Here is a 16,235-nt window from a genome sequence, read left to right as displayed (position 1 = left end):
GAACGGAGGAGCGCCGGCTAGGACTTGGCGTGCGGCGCCCGCGGGCCGGTCTCCGCGTCCGCCTCCGTGTCGTACGTCGACGTGCCCTCGTCCAGCAGCGGCTCCTGCGCCTTCAGGTGGGGCGGGGCGAAGGCGCGCAGCGCGTGGTAGCCGGTGATGACGACCAGGGTGCCGAGGGCGATGCCGCTGAGCGAGAAGGTGTCGGTGAACTTCATCGAGACGTTGCCGACGCCGATGATGATGCCCGCGGCGGCCGGGACCAGGTTCAGCGGGTTGCGCAGGTCCACCTTGGCGTTGATCCAGATCTGGGCGCCGAGCAGGCCGATCATGCCGTACAGGATGACGGTGATGCCGCCGAGCACCCCGCCCGGGATGGCCGCCACGACCGCGCCGAACTTCGGGCAGACGCCGAAGAGGAGCGCGAAGCCGGCGGCGGCCCAGTAGGCGGCGGTGGAGTAGACGCGGGTCGCGGCCATCACGCCGATGTTCTCGGAGTACGTGGTGTTCGGCGGGCCGCCGACGGCGGTGGAGAGCACCGAGGCGACGCCGTCCGCGGAGATCGCCGTGCCGAGCTTGTCGTCCAGCGGGTCGCCGGTCATCTCGCCGACCGCCTTGACGTGGCCCGCGTTCTCCGCGACCAGGGCGATGACCACGGGCAGGGCGACCAGGACCGCCGACCACTGGAAGGACGGCCCGTGCAGGTGCGGCAGCCCGATCCAGTCGGCGTGGGAGACCGCGGAGAGGTCCAGGCGCCAGTGGTCGGTGACCTTGCCGCTCGCGCTCACGGAGTGGATCCTGCCGAAGACCCGGTCGAAGACCCAGGAGATGCCGTAGCCGAAGACCAGGCCCAGGAAGATGGCGATGCGCGACCAGAAACCGCGCAGGCAGACGACCGCCAGCCCGGTGAAGAGCATCACCAGCAGGGCGGTCCACTGGTCCTGCGGCCAGTAGGTGGACGCGGTCACCGGGGCCAGGTTGAAGCCGATCAGCATGACGACGGCGCCGGTCACGATCGGCGGCATGGCGGCGTGGATGATCCGCGCGCCGAACCGCTGCACGGCCAGGCCCACCAGGAACAGCACAGCGCCGACGACGAGCACCGCGCCGGTCACGGTCGCGCTGGTGCCGCCCTGGGCGCGGATGACGGCGGCCACGCCCACGAACGACAGGGAGCAGCCGAGGTAGCTCGGGACGCGGCCGCGGGTGGCGAGCAGGAAGATCACGGTCGCCACGCCCGACATCATGATCGCCAGGTTCGGGTCCAGGCCCATGAGCACGGGGGCCACGAAGGAGGCGCCGAACATCGCGACCACGTGCTGGGCGCCCAGGCCCACGGTGCGGGGCCAGGACAGCCGTTCGTCGGGGCGTACCACCGCTCCGGGAGCGGGCGTGCGCCCGTCACCGTGCAGTTTCCAGCGCACGCCGAGGTCCATGGTGGGGTTTCGCTTTCTTGCGTACATGAGGACGGTCCGAACCATTGTGCGGGTAAGCGGAGGTTCTTCGCGCCCGCGGCCGCCCTTGTGAACCGCGTTCACATGGCCGATCGCTCAGGCGCGCGGGTCGGGCACCGCGGCGCTCCGCGGGCCGGCCTCGGCGCGGCCCCGGCGTTCGGCGGTGCGCAGGACGCCCGCGAAGGCCGCGAGTCCGCAGCCCAGCGCCGTGACCACGCAGAACGACACCATGAGGCTGGTCGCCTGGGCCACCCCGCCGATCAGGCTCGGCGCGATCAGCCCGGACGTGTACGTGATGGTCGCCACGCCCGCGATGGCCTGGCTCGGGTTGGGGCCCGCGTGGCCGGCCGCCGCGAAGCACAGCGGGACGACCACCGCGATGCCGAGCCCCATCAGCGCGAACCCGGCCATGGCCTGCGCCGGGTGGTGCGCGAGCACGATCAGGAGCCCGCCCAGCACGGCCAGCACACCGCCGGCCCGTACGGTGCGCACCGCGCCGAAGCGGTTCACCACCGCGTCCCCGGCGATCCGGGCCACGGCCATGGTCAGCATGGAGCCGGTCGTGGCGGACGCCGCGAGCCCGGCCGAGCTGTCCAGCCGGTCCCGCAGGAACACCGCCGACCAGTCCAGGGTCGCGCCCTCGGCGAACACCGCGCAGAACCCGACCGCGCCGATCAGCAGCGCCGAACGCGGCGGCAGCGCGAACCGCGGGGGCGGCTCCTCGTCCTCGGCGGGCTGGACGTCCAGCACCCAGCCGCAGACCGTGGCCCCGAGCACGGTGAGGACGGCGGAGGCCAGCGCGAAGTGCAGCCGCGCGTCCGCGCCGAGATGCGCTGCGAGGGTGCCGGCCGCCGAGCCGGTCAGGGCACCCGCGCTCCACATGCCGTGCAGCCCGGACATCACCGACCTGCCCAGCAGCCGCTCGACCTCCACGCCGAGCGCGTTCATCGTGACGTCGGACATGCCCGAGGAGGCCCCGTAGGCGAACAGCGCCAGGCAGAGGGTGACCAGGTTCGGCGCGAGGGACGGCAGCACCAGGGCCAGCGTCCACAGCGCCAGCAGGCCGCGCAGGGCCGCACGGCTGCCGAAACGGTGTGTGATCCGGCCCGCCAGCGGCATCGCGCAGGCGGCCCCGAACGCCGTGAAGGCGAGCGCGAACCCCAGCTGGCCGGCGCTCAGCCCGGCGTGCTCCCGGATCCAGGGCACCCGCGTGGCGAACGAACCGGTCACCGAGCCGTGCACGGCGAACACGGCCGCCACGGCGTACCGGGCGCGCCGGACCTCGTCGCCCGTGCGGCTCATGTCACCCATGGTCCTGTCCCTCCCCGGCCGGCCCGCCCGGCAACCCGGCCGTAAACTATCAGGAACCCTGCCTGATAGATAGGGCGTCCAGCGCGGCCCGTACGACGGTCCGGGCCGCTGCGATCTGGGAGGATTCCCGACATGCCCGCATCACCCAGCACCGCCCGGGCCCTCAACGACCGGCTGGCCCTGCGGCTGTTGCAGCAGGAAGGCCCGCTGACGGCAGGGCAGTTGAAGCAGCTGACCGGCCTGTCCCGGCCCACGGTCGCCGACCTGGTGGACCGGCTCACGGCCGCCGGGCTGATCACGGTGGTCGGCGAGTCCGGCGAGCAGCGCCGGGGCCCGAACGCCCGGCTCTACGGCATCGTGGCCGGCCGCGCCCACCTCGCCGCGCTCGACGTGCGCACCGAAGGCGTCCTCGTCCTGGTCTCCGACCTGCTCGGGCGGGTGCTCGCCGAGGAGTCCGCGCCGATCGGGGGGGACACCGGGACCGGGCTCGCCGTGGAGCGGGCGGTGGCCGCGGTGGAGCGCGCCGTGAAGGAGGCCGCCGCCGTGGGGGAGCCGCCGCGCGAGGGGGTTCCGGCGTGGGGGAGGCTGCACACCGTCGGCATCGGCGCGCCCGGCCTGATCGACCCGGCCACCGGCGACCTCAGGGACTCCGCCGGCCTGCCGGCCTGGCACCGCAGCCTGGTCGCCGCCCTCCAGGACCGGCTGCCCGGCGCCCGGGTGACCGTCGAGAACGAGACCAACCTGGCCGCCCTGGCCGAGCAGCGCGAGGGCGCCGCCCGCGACCGGGACACCTTCGTCCTGCTCTGGCTGGGGCACGGCGTCGGCGCCGCGGTCGTCCTGGACGGCACCCTGCGCCGCGGCGCCTCCGGCGGCACTGGGGAGATCGGCTTCCTGCCGGTGCCGGGCACGAGCGTGCTGCCCTCGGCGACCGACTGCGACGGCGGCTTCCACTCGCTGGCCGGGGCGGCGGCGGTCGTCGCGCTGGCCGCCGAGTGCGGACTGCCGGTGCCCGGCGCGCCGGACGGGCCGGGCGCGGCGCGGGTGGTGGAGGCCGCGGCGGCGCGGGCGTCCGCGGCCGACGAGCGCTTCCTGGGCGCCCTGGCCGACCGGATCGCCGTCGGCGCGGCCTCGGTCGCGGCCGTCCTGGACCCCGGCTGCGTGGTGCTCGGCGGCGAGGTCGGCCGGGCCGGGGGAGCGGCGCTGGCCGGGCTGGTGGGGGAGCGGCTGCGCCGGATGTCGCCGCTGGCCACCGAGGTGCGGGCGAGCGGTCTCGGCGGGGCGGCCGTGCTGCGCGGGGCGCTGCTGACCGCGCGGGATCGGGCGCAGGACGACCTGTTCGCGCCGGCGGAGCGGTAGCCGGCCCCGCCTGGCCGGCCCGACTTGGCGGCCCGGCGGCGGGCAAGGGCCGTCGTCACCGCCGCCGGGCCCGTCCGCACCCTAAGAGGACTAGACCAGTAGGGTCAATGGTCCGGACCACTTCAACTCCCCAGGCCCATCGGCCGGTTGCCGGGGGCGGTCGCGTGGCGCGAAAGCACCGGCACCCACTGTGAGGGAGGCCACACGGTCCACCCGTATGGACGAGTGACGGGCATGGCACACTGGCCCTGTACCAGAAGCAGCGCACTCCGGGGTCGGTGAAAGTCCGAACCGGCGGTTACAGTCCGCGACCCGGTCGCTTCCAGCGGCCGGTTGACCAGGTGGAATTCCTGGACCGACGGTTAAAGTCCGGATGGGAGGCAGTGCGCGGCGGGCGGGCATACGTGTCTCCGTGTGCGCGCCGCCGTACCGATGCTCGTCCCTGTGGGGACGCGTCCGTCCGGCGACGCCTCCGGTGTGTGCTCGACCCGTGTTCTGTCGTCATCGACAGCCCCGGAGTCCGTGCCCGAAGAGGCAGGAGGACCCGGGAAGTGTTCACCGGAATCGTCGAAGAGCTGGGTGAGGTCACCGCCGTCGAGAACCTCGGCGACGCCTCCCGCTTCCGGCTGCGCGGCCCCGTCGTGACCGAGGGCGCGCGGCACGGCGACTCCATCGCCGTGAACGGGGTCTGTCTCACCGTCGTCGAGCACGAGGGTGACGAGTTCACCGCCGACGTCATGGCCGAGACCCTGAACCGCTCCAGCCTGGGCGCGCTCACCGTCGGCTCCCGCGTCAACCTGGAGCGCCCCACCGCCGTCGGTGCCCGCCTCGGCGGGCACATCGTGCAGGGACACGTCGACGGCACCGGCGAGATCCTGGCCCGCACGCCCTCCGAGCACTGGGAGATCGTCAAGATCTCCCTCCCCGCGCACCTCTCCCGCTACGTCGTGGAGAAGGGCTCCATCACGGTCGACGGCATCAGCCTGACCGTCGTGGAGGCGGCCCCGGCCCACTTCACGGTCAGCCTCATCCCGACCACCCTCGCCCTGACCACGCTCGGCGTGAAGCAGCCCGGCGACCCGGTCAACCTGGAGGTGGACGTGATCGCCAAGTACGTCGAGCGGCTGCTCGCGGCCGGACAGGAGGCCGGCCGGTGAACTGGCTGAACTCCGAGGCGTTCACCCTCTTCGGCCAGCACATCATCTGGTCGGACATGACCGGCAACATCCTGGGCCTGATCACCCTCGCCCTCGGCTGGCGCCGCTCCCTGTGGACCTGGCCCGTGCAGTTCCTGTCCGGCCTCGTCCTCTTCGCGGCCTTCTACGGCCATCTGACCGGCAGCGCCGGCAAGCAGGTCGTCGTCATGGCCGTCGCGCTGTACGGCTGGTGGCAGTGGCAGCGCACCCGCAACCGGTCCGGTGACGGCGAGATCACCCCCCGGTTCGCCACCTGGCGCGAGCGAGTGGCCATGATCGCCGCCGCCGGCGCCGGCACGGTCGCCGTCGCCCTGCTGTTCCAGGCATACCCGTCCCTGTCCTGGGACCCCTGGCCCGACGCGTACATCTTCGTCGGCACCGTCGTCGCGATGTACGCCCAGGCCAAGGGCATGGTCGAGTTCTGGTTCGCCTGGCTGCTCGTCGACCTCGTCGGCGTCCCCCTGAACTTCGCCAACGGCTACGCCTTCTCCGGCTTCGTCTACGTCATCTACGGCGCACTCGTCCTGTGGGGCATGCGCGACTGGTGGCTGCGTTCCCGCAAGGCCGCGCGGCCCACACTGGAAGGAGCGCCGGCATGACCTCGGCACCCGTCCTCCACGACACCCACGGCCTGGAGGACTTCGCGCTCGACCCGGTCGAGCAGGCCATCGCCGACATCGCCGCCGGCCGCCCGGTCGTCGTCGTCGACGACGAGAACCGGGAGAACGAGGGAGACCTCGTCGTCGCCGCGGAGAAGATCACCCCCGAGATCGTCGCCTTCATGATGAGCGAGTGCCGGGGACTGATCTGCGCCCCCATGGAGGGCGAGGAACTGGACCGGCTGCGGCTGCCGCAGATGGTCGAGGGCAACACCGAGTCGATGAAGACCGCGTTCACCGTCTCCGTGGACGCCACCGCCGCGCACGGCGTGAGCACCGGGATCTCCGCCGCCGACCGCGCCACCACGCTCCGGCTGCTGGCGAGCGGCACGGCCGGACCCAGCGACTTCGTCCGCCCCGGCCACGTCTTCCCGCTGCGCGCCAGGGCCGGCGGCGTCCTCGCCCGCAACGGCCACACCGAGGCCGCCGTCGACCTCGCCCGGCTCGCGGGCCTGCGCCCGGCCGGCGCCATCGTGGAGATCGCCGGCGAGGACGGCCGGATGCTCCGCCTGCCCGAGCTGATCCCGTTCGCCCGCAAGCACGGCCTGACGATCATCTCCATCGAGGACCTCATCGCCTACCGCCGCGGCAGCGAGCCCACCGTCCGCCGCGAGGCCGCCACCCGGCTGCCCACCCGGCACGGCACCTTCACCGCCTGCGGCTACCGGTCCACCGTCGACGGCGTCGAGCACGTCGCCCTCGTCCACGGCGACCTCGGCGACGGCCGGGACGTCCTGGTCCGCGTCCACTCCGAATGCCTCACCGGCGACGTCTTCGGCTCCCTGCGCTGCGACTGCGGGCCCCAGCTGGACACCGCGCTCGGCCGCATCCAGGAGGAGGGCCGCGGAGTCGTCGTCTACCTGCGCGGACACGAGGGACGCGGCATCGGCCTGCTGTCCAAGCTGCGCGCCTACGAACTCCAGGAACAGGGGCACGACACCCTGGACGCCAACCTGGAACTCGGCCTGCCCGCCGACGCCCGCGACTACGGCGCCGGCGCGCGGATCCTCGCCGACCTCGGCGTGCGCGAGGTCCGGCTGATGACCAACAACCCCGACAAGACCGACGCCCTGCGGCGCCACGGCATCGAGGTCACCGGCCGCGAGCCGATGCCCGTCCAGGCCGGCGAGCACAATCTCCGCTACCTGCGCACCAAGCGGGACCGGATGGGGCACGACCTGCCCTGGCTCGACACACCCGCCGTGTCGGCCTGCGGCAACCAGTAAGCGAAAGAGCACGGAGGTAAGACGTGAGCGGCAAGGGCGCACCGGACGTGTCCGTACGCAAGGTGGACGACCTCAGGGTCGCCGTCATCGCGGCGCAGTGGCACGAGAAGGTGATGGACGGCCTGGTGGACGGCGCCCTGCGCGCCCTGCACGACCTGGGCATCGACGAGCCGACCCTGATCCGGGTCCCCGGAAGCTTCGAGCTGCCGGTCGCCGCCAAGGTCCTCGCGGGCCGCGGTTACGACGCGGTCGTCGCCCTCGGCGTCGTCATCCGGGGCGGTACCCCCCACTTCGACTACGTGTGCCAGGGCGTCACCCAGGGCCTCACCCAGGTCTCCGTCGACACCGGCGTCCCCGTCGGCTTCGGCGTGCTCACCTGCGACACCGAGGAGCAGGCGCTCGACCGGGCCGGCCTCGAGGGATCGAGCGAGGACAAGGGCCACGAGGCGGTGACGGCGGCCGTGGCGACGGCGGCCACGCTCCGCTCAGTATCCGAACCCTGGCACTAGGCCGCCCGCCACAACGGCTAGGGTGGGGCTCACCATGTCCAAGAAGACGTTCGAGGAGCTGTTCACCGAGCTCCAGCAGAAGGCCGCCCACGGCGATCCCGCCACCTCCCGCACCGCCGAGCTGGTCGGCAAGGGCGTCCATGCCATCGGCAAGAAGGTCGTCGAGGAGGCCGCCGAGGTCTGGATGGCCGCCGAGTACGAGGGCAAGGAGGCGGCCGCCGAGGAGATCTCGCAGCTGCTCTACCACGTCCAGGTGATGATGGTCGCCCGCGGCATCTCGCTGGACGACGTCTACGCCCACCTGTAAGCCGCACCCCGCACCCCTCCCACAGAGAACGAACGAAGGAAGCCGACCTCATGCTGCGCATCGCCGTCCCCAACAAGGGTTCCCTGTCCGGCCCTGCGGCGGAGATGCTGCATGAGGCCGGCTACCAGCAGCGCCGGGAGTCCAAGGAGCTGCGCACCGTCGACCTGGAGAACGAGGTCGAGTTCTTCTACCTCCGCCCCCGCGACATCGCGATCTACGTCTCCTCCGGCCGCCTCGACATCGGCATCACCGGCCGTGACCTGCTGATCGACTCCGGCGCCGACGCCGAGGAGATCCTGCCGCTCGGCTTCGGCCGCTCCACCTTCCGCTTCGCCGCCAAGCCCGGCACCGCCGCAGGCATCGAGGACCTCAAGGGCCGCACGGTCGCCACCTCCTACGAGGGGATCGTCGCGGGGCACCTCGCGGACAGCGGCATCGACGCCTCCGTGGTCCACCTGGACGGCGCCGTCGAGACCGCCGTCGAACTGGGCGTCGCCGAGGTCATCGCCGACGTCGTGGAGACCGGGACCAGCCTGCGCAACGCGGGCCTGGAGGTCTTCGGCGAGCCGATCATGAAGTCCGAGGCCATCGTCGTCCGCCGCGCCGGCGCCGACATCGAGGAGCCCAAGGTCCAGCAGTTCCTGCGCCGCCTCCAGGGCGTCCTGGTCGCCCGGACCTACGTGATGATGGACTACGACTGCCGGGTGGAGCAGCTGGAGAAGGCCGTCGCGCTCACCCCCGGCCTGGAGTCCCCGACCGTCTCCCCGCTGCACAACGAGGGCTGGGTCGCCGTCCGCGCCATGGTCCCCGCCAAGGAGGCCCAGCGGATCATGGACGACCTCTACGGCATCGGCGCCCGCGCCATCCTGACCACGGCCATCCACGCCTGCCGCCTCTGAGGGGTACGGAGATGTCCGACCTGCCCACCCTGCCCGTCACCTTCCGGCCCGGCCGCACCCGGGCGATCCTGCTCACCGCCGGAGTCCTGATCTTCGTGGTGATCTCCGGGATCGCGCTGCTGCTGGAGAACCTCGGCCCGGGCTCCCGGCTGAGCTTCATCCTCACCGGGGCGCTCTGCCTCTGGGTGCTCGCCCAGCTGGCCCGGGTGAAGGTGGTCGCCGACGACTCCGGCGTCACCGTCGTCAACATCGCGAGCAAGCGGCGCCTGGCCTGGGCGGAGATCCTCCGGGTGAACCTCCGGCCGGGCGACCCCTGGGTGTTCCTCGACCTCAGCGACGGCACCAGCCTGCCCGCGCTCGGCATCCAGCCGGGCATCGCCAAGCGGCAGGCCATCGCCGACGCCCGGACCCTCCGGGAACTCGCCGAGGCACGCTCCGGCTCGCCCGCCCTGCCGCACGAGCCCAGAACTTGATTAATCTGGTGGGCGGAGACCGGACCGCCGCGCCTCCGCCCCTGCGCACCACCCGGTGCACAGGGGTTCCTGCTACCCGAGGAGTGACCCCCTCCGGCGATGGACGGATCGTCCTGTAGTACCCGCGCCACCCCTGCCCGACATAGCGGCGAGGCGGTGGCCGCGTGACCATCCCCCTGTTGCTGCTCGCCGCGGCCTTGCTGCTGATCCTCGCCAACGGATTCTTCGTGGCGGCCGAGTTCGGCCTCGTGACGGTCGAGCGCCCGGACGCCGAGAAGGCCGCCGCCGACGGCGACCCGCGCGCCCGTACGGTCGTGGAGTCGCTGAAGGAGCTGTCTTTCCAGCTCTCCGGCACCCAGCTCGGCATCACCATCACCTCCCTGGTCGTCGGCATGCTCGCCGAACCCGCGCTGGCCGAGCTGCTGCGCGGCCCGTTCACGGCGCTCGGCATCCCCGACGGGGCGGCCGGCGGTGTCGCGGTCGTCGTCGGCATGCTGCTGGCCTCCGCGATCCAGATGGTGATCGGCGAACTCGTGCCCAAGAACTGGGCGGTGTCCCGGCCGTTGCAGGTCGCCCGCTTCGTGGCCGGCCCGCAGCACCGCTTCGCCCTGCTGTTCCGCCCGGTGATCTCCGCGCTGAACACGGTCGCCAACCGGCTGGTCCGCGCCCTCGGTGTGGAACCCGCCGAGGAACTGGCCTCCGCCCGCACCCCCGGCGAACTCGTCTCCCTGGCCCGGCACTCCGCCCTGGCCGGCGCCCTGGAACAGGACACGGCCGACCTGTTCGTGCGCACCCTGTCCCTGGGCGAGCTGACCGCACAGCACGTGATGACCCCGCGGGTGAAGGTCAGCGCGTTGCAGGACTCGGCCACCGCCGAGGACGTCGTCAACCTCACCCGGGCCACCGGCCTGTCCCGCTTCCCCGTCTACCGGGAGAAGATCGACGAGGTCGTGGGCATGGCCCACCTCAAGGACGCGCTGGCCGTCCCGGCCCACGACCGGCTGCGCACCCCGGTGGGCCGCATCGCCCGCAAGGCGCTGCTGGTCCCCGAGACCCTGCCCGTACAGCCCCTGCTGGCCCGGCTGCGCAGCGAGCAGCCCATCGCGGTCGTCGTGGACGAGTACGGCGGCACGGCCGGCGTCGTCACCCTGGAGGACATCGTCGAGGAACTGGTCGGCGAGGTCCGCGACGAGCACGACGCCAAGGACATGCCCGAGCTGGCCCCCGCCCCGCCCGAGGACGGCCGGCCCGCCTGGGACGTGGACGGCGGCTGCCGCGTCGACATCCTGACGCGCATAGGCCTCGAGGTGCCCGAGGGGCCGTACGAGACCGTGGCCGGACTGGTCGCCGATCTGCTCGGCCGGATCCCGGCCCCCGGCGACCGGGCCGAACTGCCCGGCTGGCGGCTCTCGGTCCGCCAGGTCGGCCACTACCGCGCCGAACGGGTCCGCCTGGTCAGGACGGCCCCGGCGACGAGCGCCACGGAGGCCGCCCGATGAGCGCCCTGCAACTGGTGTTCGCCGCGCTGCTCGTGCTCGCCAACGGATTCTTCGTCGGCGCCGAGTTCGCGCTCGTCTCCGTCCGCCGCAGCCAGATCGAGCCGCTCGGCACCGCCCGCGCCCGCCAGGTGCTCCACGGCCTGGAACGGCTGCCGCAGATGATGGCCGCCGCCCAGTTCGGCATCACCGTCTGCTCCCTGACCCTCGGCGCGGTCGCCGAGCCGACGGTGGCACACCTGCTGGAGCCGGTGTTCGAGTGGATCCACCTGCCGCACGGCATGATCCACCCCCTCGGCTATGTCATAGCCCTGGTCGCGGTGGTCTTCTTCCACCTGGTCATCGGCGAGATGGTGCCGAAGAACCTGGCCATGGCGGCGCCCGGGAAGGCGGCGCTCTGGCTCGGCCCCGGCCTGGTCTGGTTCGCCCGCCTGTGCAGGCCGGTCACCGTGGCCCTCGGCGCCTGCGCGCAGGGCATCCTGCGGCTGTTCCGGGTGGAGCCGAAGGACGAGGTGGAGGCGGTCGTCACCACCGAGCAGCTCAACCGCCTGCTGGAGGACTCCGGCGAGGCCGGCCTCCTCGACCCCGAGGAGCGCGAGCGGCTGGAGGACGCCCTGGAACTGGGCTCCCGCCCGGTGACGGACGTCCTGCTGCGCCGGGAGTCCCTGGTCACGGTGGAGCCGTCGGTCACCCCCGGGGACATCGTGGAGCTGACCGCCCGCACGGGTTACTCCCGCTTCCCGGTCGCCGCGGCCGGCAAGGGCCCCTTCATGGGGTACGTGCACGTGAAGGACGTCCTCGACCTGGAGGACTCCGACCGGGCCGTCCCCCAGCAGGTCTGGCGGCCCATGGCCACGCTCCGCGCCGAGCTGCCGCTGGACGACGCCCTGACCGTCATGCGCCGGGCGGCCACGCACCTCGCCCAGGTCGCCGACGCGTCCGGCAAGGTGCTGGGCCTGGTGGCCCTGGAGGACGTACTGGAGATGCTGGTGGGCGAGGTCCGGGACCCGGCGCACCGGGAGATGCCGGACCCCAGGGCGAGCGGGGAGCCGGAGGAGGCACTCGCCGGATAGCCCGGTGACGGCGGGACCGTGCGGCCGGCGCCGGGCCGGCCGCACGGTCCCCGCGTCCCTCCGGGGCGCTCGGCTAGTACGCGGACGGATCGTGCGGTCCCCGCCCCGACAGCACCTCGCCGTACGCCTGCATCAGGTCGGGCAGGCGCAGGGTCGCCAGGTCCTCCCGGGACAGGGAACCCGCGTACGACGACAGCCGCAGGTCCCGGTAGGCGCAGCTCTTCTCGTACAGCGTCCGCAGGAACCGCCCGTTGCCCAGCTCGTCGATCCACCCCTGGTCGACCACGTGCCCGGCGATGGACCGCAGCTCCTCCAGCGCCTCCTCGTCCCACTGGTCGCCGTTCTCCGCCGCGAGCACCTTGCCGATCTCGGTGAGTTCCGGCGGCCGGTAGGAGGGGAAGTCCACCCGGGTCGTGAAGCGGGAGGACAGTCCGGGGTTGGCGGCGAGCAGGCGGTCCATGCCCTCCGGGTAGCCCGCCAGGATCACCACCAGGTGGTCCCGGTTGTCCTCGGCCCGCTTCAGCAGCACCTGGAGCGCCTCGTCGCCGTACGCGTCCCCCTTGCCGTAGCCGGAGTTGGACAGCGCGTACGCCTCGTCCACGAACAGCACCCCGCCGATCGCGGAGTCGATCAGCTCATTGGCCTTCACGGCCGTCTGGCCCAGGTACTCGCCGACCAGGTCGGCGCGCTGGGCCTCCACCAGATGGTCGCCGCCGAGCAGGCCCAGGGCGTAGAACACCCGGCCCAGGATGCGGGCGACCGTGGTCTTGCCCGTGCCGGACGGGCCGGAGAAGACGAAGTGCCGCTTGGGCGGCTGCACCGGCAGACCCTGCCCGGCCCGCAGCCGCGCCATGTTCAGCTGCGCGGACAACGCCTTGACCTGGCGCTTGACCGGCTCCAGGCCCACCATGCGCTCCAGTTCGGCGAGCGCCTGCTCGAGTAACGCGGGGTCGGTCGGCCCGGCCGGGACCGGCGGGGCGGACCCCCCGGGGCCCGTCCTGGTCCGCACCGAGGGGCCGGCCACCGCCGGCGGCGGCCCGGCCGGCGGGTCGGGCTCCGGCAGCCGCAGATCACGGCCCTCCGTGCCGAACAGCGGATCGAACCCGTCCGGGCCGTCCACCGTGTCCTGTCCCGCGCCGGTCAGCGTGATCGCGGCGAGGTCGCCCGTCTCGTCGTACCCGTCGCCCTCGGAGATCGCCGCGAGCCGGGCCGAGGTGTCCATGAAGGCCGGGTCGACCCGGTGCACCGCCCGGTACAGGGGGAGCGCGGCGGCCGACCGTCCCGTGCCCTCGTGCGCCCGCGCCAGCCAGTAGCGCAGCTCCTTGCGCTGCGGCTGCTCGCTGCGGCACCGCATCAGCGCGGCGGACAGCAGCGGCTCCGCCTGGCCGTACATCTCCAGCCGGACCCGCGCCATGCCGCCGAACAGCCCGGCCTCGATGCCGAGCAGGGGATCGTCCAGCAGCGGATCGGTGTGCCGGACCAGCTGGTCCCAGTCCTTGACCAGATAGGCGCGGCAGGCGTGCAGGAAGCGGACCTGCGGGTCGGTGTCGACCGGGGGCAGCCCGGCCAGGGCGCGGTCCAGCTCGGGCACGTGCCGGCCGTCCAGCCAGTGGGAGGCGTGGGCCAGCAGCAGATCACGCGGGCTCTCCAGCACGGGCTGCACCCACCAGCCGAGCCAGTACCAGGAGTTGAGGGAGCGGCGGTGCCGGGCGCGCTGTTCGCCGAAGCGGTCGCGGTGCCGGAACATGCGCAGCAGCGCGGTGGTGGTGTCGATCCGGAGCGCGTGCAGTCCGAGCCAGGCGTCCGCCATGCCCGGGTCCAGCCGCACCGCGGTGCGGAACTCCTCCTCCGCCTGCGGGTAGGCGCCCATCGTGCAGGCGTCCACCCCCCGCAGCCAGGCGAGGTCGGCCGGAGCCTCGGGGCCCTGCGTGCCGAAGTCCATCCGTCCCCCCACAGACCATGCCCCCGTGATTCACCACCGGGCAGTCGCCCGGTGGCCACCGCGGTCGAACCGCCGTACCGCGGACCGGAGTTGCAGGTGCGCGAGGCTGCCGCTCGAAGGTCGCACCGAGGGCATCGTACCCGCGGTGCGGGTACCTGCCGAAGGGTGCCGCACAGGGCGTTCGGCGAGGTGGGGGCGGATGGGGCGCGCGGTGTTTCGTGACCCAGGGTGAGAGAGCCGGTGCGCCGACGCGTGGAAACCGGGCCGCGCGGGCAGAACGAAGCCCCCGGTCACGGGGGAACAACCGGGGGCTTCGTGTCGGCGGGCGGCTCCGAAAGCCGCACATTGAGAACGTAAGTCCTGTACGGGCCCTCGGTCAAGCGCAGTTGAGGCACTCGGAGAACTTGTGCCGCAAGAGTCTTCACAACTTCACCACAATGCGGAGGGGTCGTCACGGAGCGTCACACCGGGCCCGGATCCGGGGGCCGCGGCGGGTCCCGGCAGCACCTCGTATCCCCCTCGTCGCTGGAGCACCAGGAGATCGGCGTGCGGGCGTGAGGGATCGGTGACGAAGTGCGCGCGCTCCGCCGCGACCCACCCGTCCCAGAACTCCCGCTGCTCCACCCCGTCCCGCCGCCGGCCCCGCGCCCAGGAGTCCTCCCGGGGCACCTCCATCCACAGCAGCCGGGCCAGGTGCGGCCGCAGCGCCCGGCGGCCGGCGCCGACGCCCTCGACGAGCACCACGGGCGCGGCCGGCAGCGGACTCGGGGCGCCGAAGGCGCGGGCCCGCCAGTCGTAGGGGGTGACGTACCCGCTCTCGCCGCGGCCCAGCGGCTCGATCACCTGGGTCATCAGCCGGCCGGTCCAGGCGAACAGCCGATCGTGGCTGGCGAAGTCGTCGAGGTGGACCACCGGCGCCCCGCCCAGCGCCCGCGCCAGCCGCCCGGCGAAGGTCGACTTCCCGGACCCGGCGTGCCCGTCGACGCCGATCAGCCGGACCGGCCCCAGGGACGGGGGGAGTCCGCGCAGCCGGGCGGCGAGGTCGTGAATGGCGGTTCCCGAGGTGTGGTGCGGTGCGGGCGGTTTTCCGCGGAACAGTCTAGTGGCGGCGCGCCTGCCGGGGCCGCCGGGAGCCGGGGGCGCCGGGAGCCGGTGGGGGCGCCGCGCCGCCGTCCGGGCCGCCGTACCACCCGGCCGGGCGCGGGGCCGGGAAAAGTCCGGCGTTGAATCATCGGCCGCCGGCCGGCCGAAGGCGTCGATAAACAATCCGAATTCGCTGACCGATATGTCGAATTCGGCGTTCCGGGTGTGCCCCACGCTGAGTAAGGTGCCTCCTGCGCAACGTGATGCGTCGCACGGTGACGGGCAGGGGGACATGGCCGCGGACTTATTCGAAGGGCACTACGTGTGGCATCCGGCGGCCGACGACCGGGTGCTGGCGAGCGTGTGCGTCGACGTGCGCGCCGGCCGGTACCGGTCCGCCGACGAGGCCCTCGCCGAGACCCGTACCGACTTCGGCCTGCGCGCCCACCGCTCGCTCGTGCTCGCCTCCGAGGCGGCCGACACCGATCTGGTGGAGCGCTGGCTGGCCGAGGAGCCGACCCCCGAGGCCGCGCTGATGTGGGCGCGGGTGGCCGTGCAGCGCGCCCTGCGGGCCGCCGACGCGCGCGACGACCGCGCCGAGGCACTGGAGCGGATAGCGCTGGCCGCCTGCGACCGGGCCGCCGAGGCGGCCCCCGCCGACCCCACGCCCTGGGTCGCCCGGCTCGCCATGGCCCGGCTGCACCGGCTGCGCGACCCGGCCCCGAAGGGCCTGCTCACCTCGCCGCCCGGCCCCTGGCGGCTGTTCGCGCACATCCTGTCCCTGGACCCCTGGCACCGCGAGGCCCACCACCGCTTCCTGTCCTGCTTCTTCACCCGGCACGGCGGCTCGGTCACCGCCGCCTGGGACGTGGCCGCCTTCCTCAGCCAGCGGGCACCCGCCGACTCCCCCCTGCGGCTGCTGCCCCTGGTGGCCCTGGTGGAGAGCTACAACCCCACCCAGCTGCTCGCCGACCGGGTCTGGGAACAGCCCCAGTGGCGCTCCACCGCGCTGGCGATCTACCAGAACTGGCTGCCGGCGGTGGCCGGTTACCGCTTCACCCCGGTGCTCGACCTGGCCTACCTCGCGCACGCGCTGGTGATGGGGCAGCGCGAGTTCGAGGCCCGGGCGGTGTTCGCGGCGATGGGCCCGTACGCCTCCCGCATGCCCTGGAGTGCCTTCGGAGACCCCGTCGAGCAGCTCTCCCGGGCCCGGCGTGCCTGCGGCCTGCCCGTCCCGGGGCCGGGCTGACCCCG

15 protein-coding genes and 1 riboswitch are annotated in these 16,235 nt (G+C 73.3%); of the genes, 11 read left to right on the top strand and 4 right to left on the bottom strand.

Annotation, left to right across the window (positions count from 1 at the left end):
- Window positions 1–17: 17 nt before the first annotated feature.
- Both AB0E62_RS13450 and AB0E62_RS13445 read right to left on the bottom strand, forming a co-directional pair.
- Window positions 18–1,433, bottom strand: a complete 1,416-nt coding sequence (locus AB0E62_RS13450; protein WP_362191898.1) for a solute carrier family 23 protein — start codon at window positions 1,431–1,433, stop codon at window positions 18–20.
- A gap of 114 nt (window positions 1,434–1,547) precedes the next feature.
- Entirely contained in the window at window positions 1,548–2,762 is a 1,215-nt protein-coding gene (locus AB0E62_RS13445; RefSeq protein ID WP_362191896.1) for an MFS transporter, read from the bottom strand.
- A 132-nt stretch (window positions 2,763–2,894) separates the two neighbouring features.
- Here AB0E62_RS13445 and AB0E62_RS13440 point away from each other — a divergent pair, with 132 nt between their 5' ends.
- The 10 genes from AB0E62_RS13440 to AB0E62_RS13395 all read left to right on the top strand — a co-directional run bounded on the left by AB0E62_RS13440 (window position 2,895) and on the right by AB0E62_RS13395 (window position 11,956).
- The gene (locus AB0E62_RS13440; protein ID WP_362191894.1) at window positions 2,895–4,118 is read left to right on the top strand and encodes an ROK family transcriptional regulator; all 1,224 of its coding nucleotides are present in this window, start codon (window positions 2,895–2,897) and stop codon (window positions 4,116–4,118) included.
- Window positions 4,119–4,378: 260 nt separating this feature from the next.
- Window positions 4,379–4,509: riboswitch (FMN riboswitch) on the top strand.
- A 160-nt stretch (window positions 4,510–4,669) separates the two neighbouring features.
- Window positions 4,670–5,275, top strand: coding sequence for a riboflavin synthase (locus AB0E62_RS13435; protein WP_362191892.1), 606 nt, complete (start codon window positions 4,670–4,672; stop codon window positions 5,273–5,275).
- Window positions 5,272–5,913, top strand: a complete 642-nt coding sequence (locus AB0E62_RS13430; RefSeq protein WP_362191890.1) for a nicotinamide mononucleotide transporter family protein — start codon at window positions 5,272–5,274, stop codon at window positions 5,911–5,913. The genes AB0E62_RS13435 and AB0E62_RS13430 overlap by 4 nt, the downstream gene beginning before the upstream one ends.
- Entirely contained in the window at window positions 5,910–7,199 is a 1,290-nt protein-coding gene (locus tag AB0E62_RS13425; protein ID WP_362191889.1) for a bifunctional 3,4-dihydroxy-2-butanone-4-phosphate synthase/GTP cyclohydrolase II, read from the top strand. Before AB0E62_RS13430 ends, AB0E62_RS13425 begins: the two co-directional genes overlap by 4 nt.
- 23 nt (window positions 7,200–7,222) lie before the next feature.
- Window positions 7,223–7,708 carry a 6,7-dimethyl-8-ribityllumazine synthase gene (gene ribH, locus AB0E62_RS13420; RefSeq protein ID WP_362191888.1) on the top strand — a complete coding sequence of 162 codons (486 nt, stop codon included), beginning with the start codon at window positions 7,223–7,225 and terminating at the stop codon, window positions 7,706–7,708.
- 34 nt (window positions 7,709–7,742) lie between these two features.
- Window positions 7,743–8,015 carry a phosphoribosyl-ATP diphosphatase gene (locus AB0E62_RS13415; RefSeq protein WP_023552153.1) on the top strand — a complete coding sequence of 91 codons (273 nt, stop codon included), beginning with the start codon at window positions 7,743–7,745 and terminating at the stop codon, window positions 8,013–8,015.
- Window positions 8,016–8,065: 50 nt separating this feature from the next.
- On the top strand, window positions 8,066–8,914 hold the full coding sequence (hisG, locus tag AB0E62_RS13410; RefSeq protein WP_362191887.1) for an ATP phosphoribosyltransferase: 849 nt from the start codon (window positions 8,066–8,068) through the stop codon (window positions 8,912–8,914).
- Window positions 8,915–8,925: 11 nt separating this feature from the next.
- Window positions 8,926–9,387 carry a PH domain-containing protein gene (locus tag AB0E62_RS13405; RefSeq protein WP_362191885.1) on the top strand — a complete coding sequence of 154 codons (462 nt, stop codon included), beginning with the start codon at window positions 8,926–8,928 and terminating at the stop codon, window positions 9,385–9,387.
- A gap of 164 nt (window positions 9,388–9,551) precedes the next feature.
- Complete coding sequence (locus AB0E62_RS13400; protein ID WP_362191883.1) at window positions 9,552–10,886, top strand: hemolysin family protein; 1,335 nt, start codon at window positions 9,552–9,554, stop codon at window positions 10,884–10,886.
- Entirely contained in the window at window positions 10,883–11,956 is a 1,074-nt protein-coding gene (locus AB0E62_RS13395) for a hemolysin family protein (protein WP_362191881.1), read from the top strand. Before AB0E62_RS13400 ends, AB0E62_RS13395 begins: the two co-directional genes overlap by 4 nt.
- Before the next feature lie 73 nt (window positions 11,957–12,029).
- Here AB0E62_RS13395 and AB0E62_RS13390 read toward each other — a convergent pair whose 3' ends face one another.
- Entirely contained in the window at window positions 12,030–13,898 is a 1,869-nt protein-coding gene (locus tag AB0E62_RS13390) for an AAA family ATPase (protein WP_362191879.1), read from the bottom strand.
- A gap of 429 nt (window positions 13,899–14,327) precedes the next feature.
- The gene (locus tag AB0E62_RS13385; RefSeq protein ID WP_362192251.1) at window positions 14,328–14,948 is read right to left on the bottom strand and encodes a hypothetical protein; all 621 of its coding nucleotides are present in this window, start codon (window positions 14,946–14,948) and stop codon (window positions 14,328–14,330) included.
- Between the two features lie 325 nt (window positions 14,949–15,273).
- Between AB0E62_RS13385 and AB0E62_RS13380 the strand changes: the two genes are divergently transcribed.
- Window positions 15,274–16,230 (top strand): hypothetical protein, encoded by a 957-nt coding sequence (locus AB0E62_RS13380; protein ID WP_362191877.1) that lies wholly within the window; start codon window positions 15,274–15,276, stop codon window positions 16,228–16,230.
- Window positions 16,231–16,235: the final 5 nt, after the last annotated feature.

This window comes from Streptomyces sp. NPDC038707 (assembly GCF_040636485.1).
Lineage (GTDB): Bacteria > Actinomycetota > Actinomycetes > Streptomycetales > Streptomycetaceae > Streptomyces.
The sequence above is the reverse complement of the archived record's forward strand: the minus strand, read 5'-3'. Positions and strand labels throughout refer to the sequence as shown.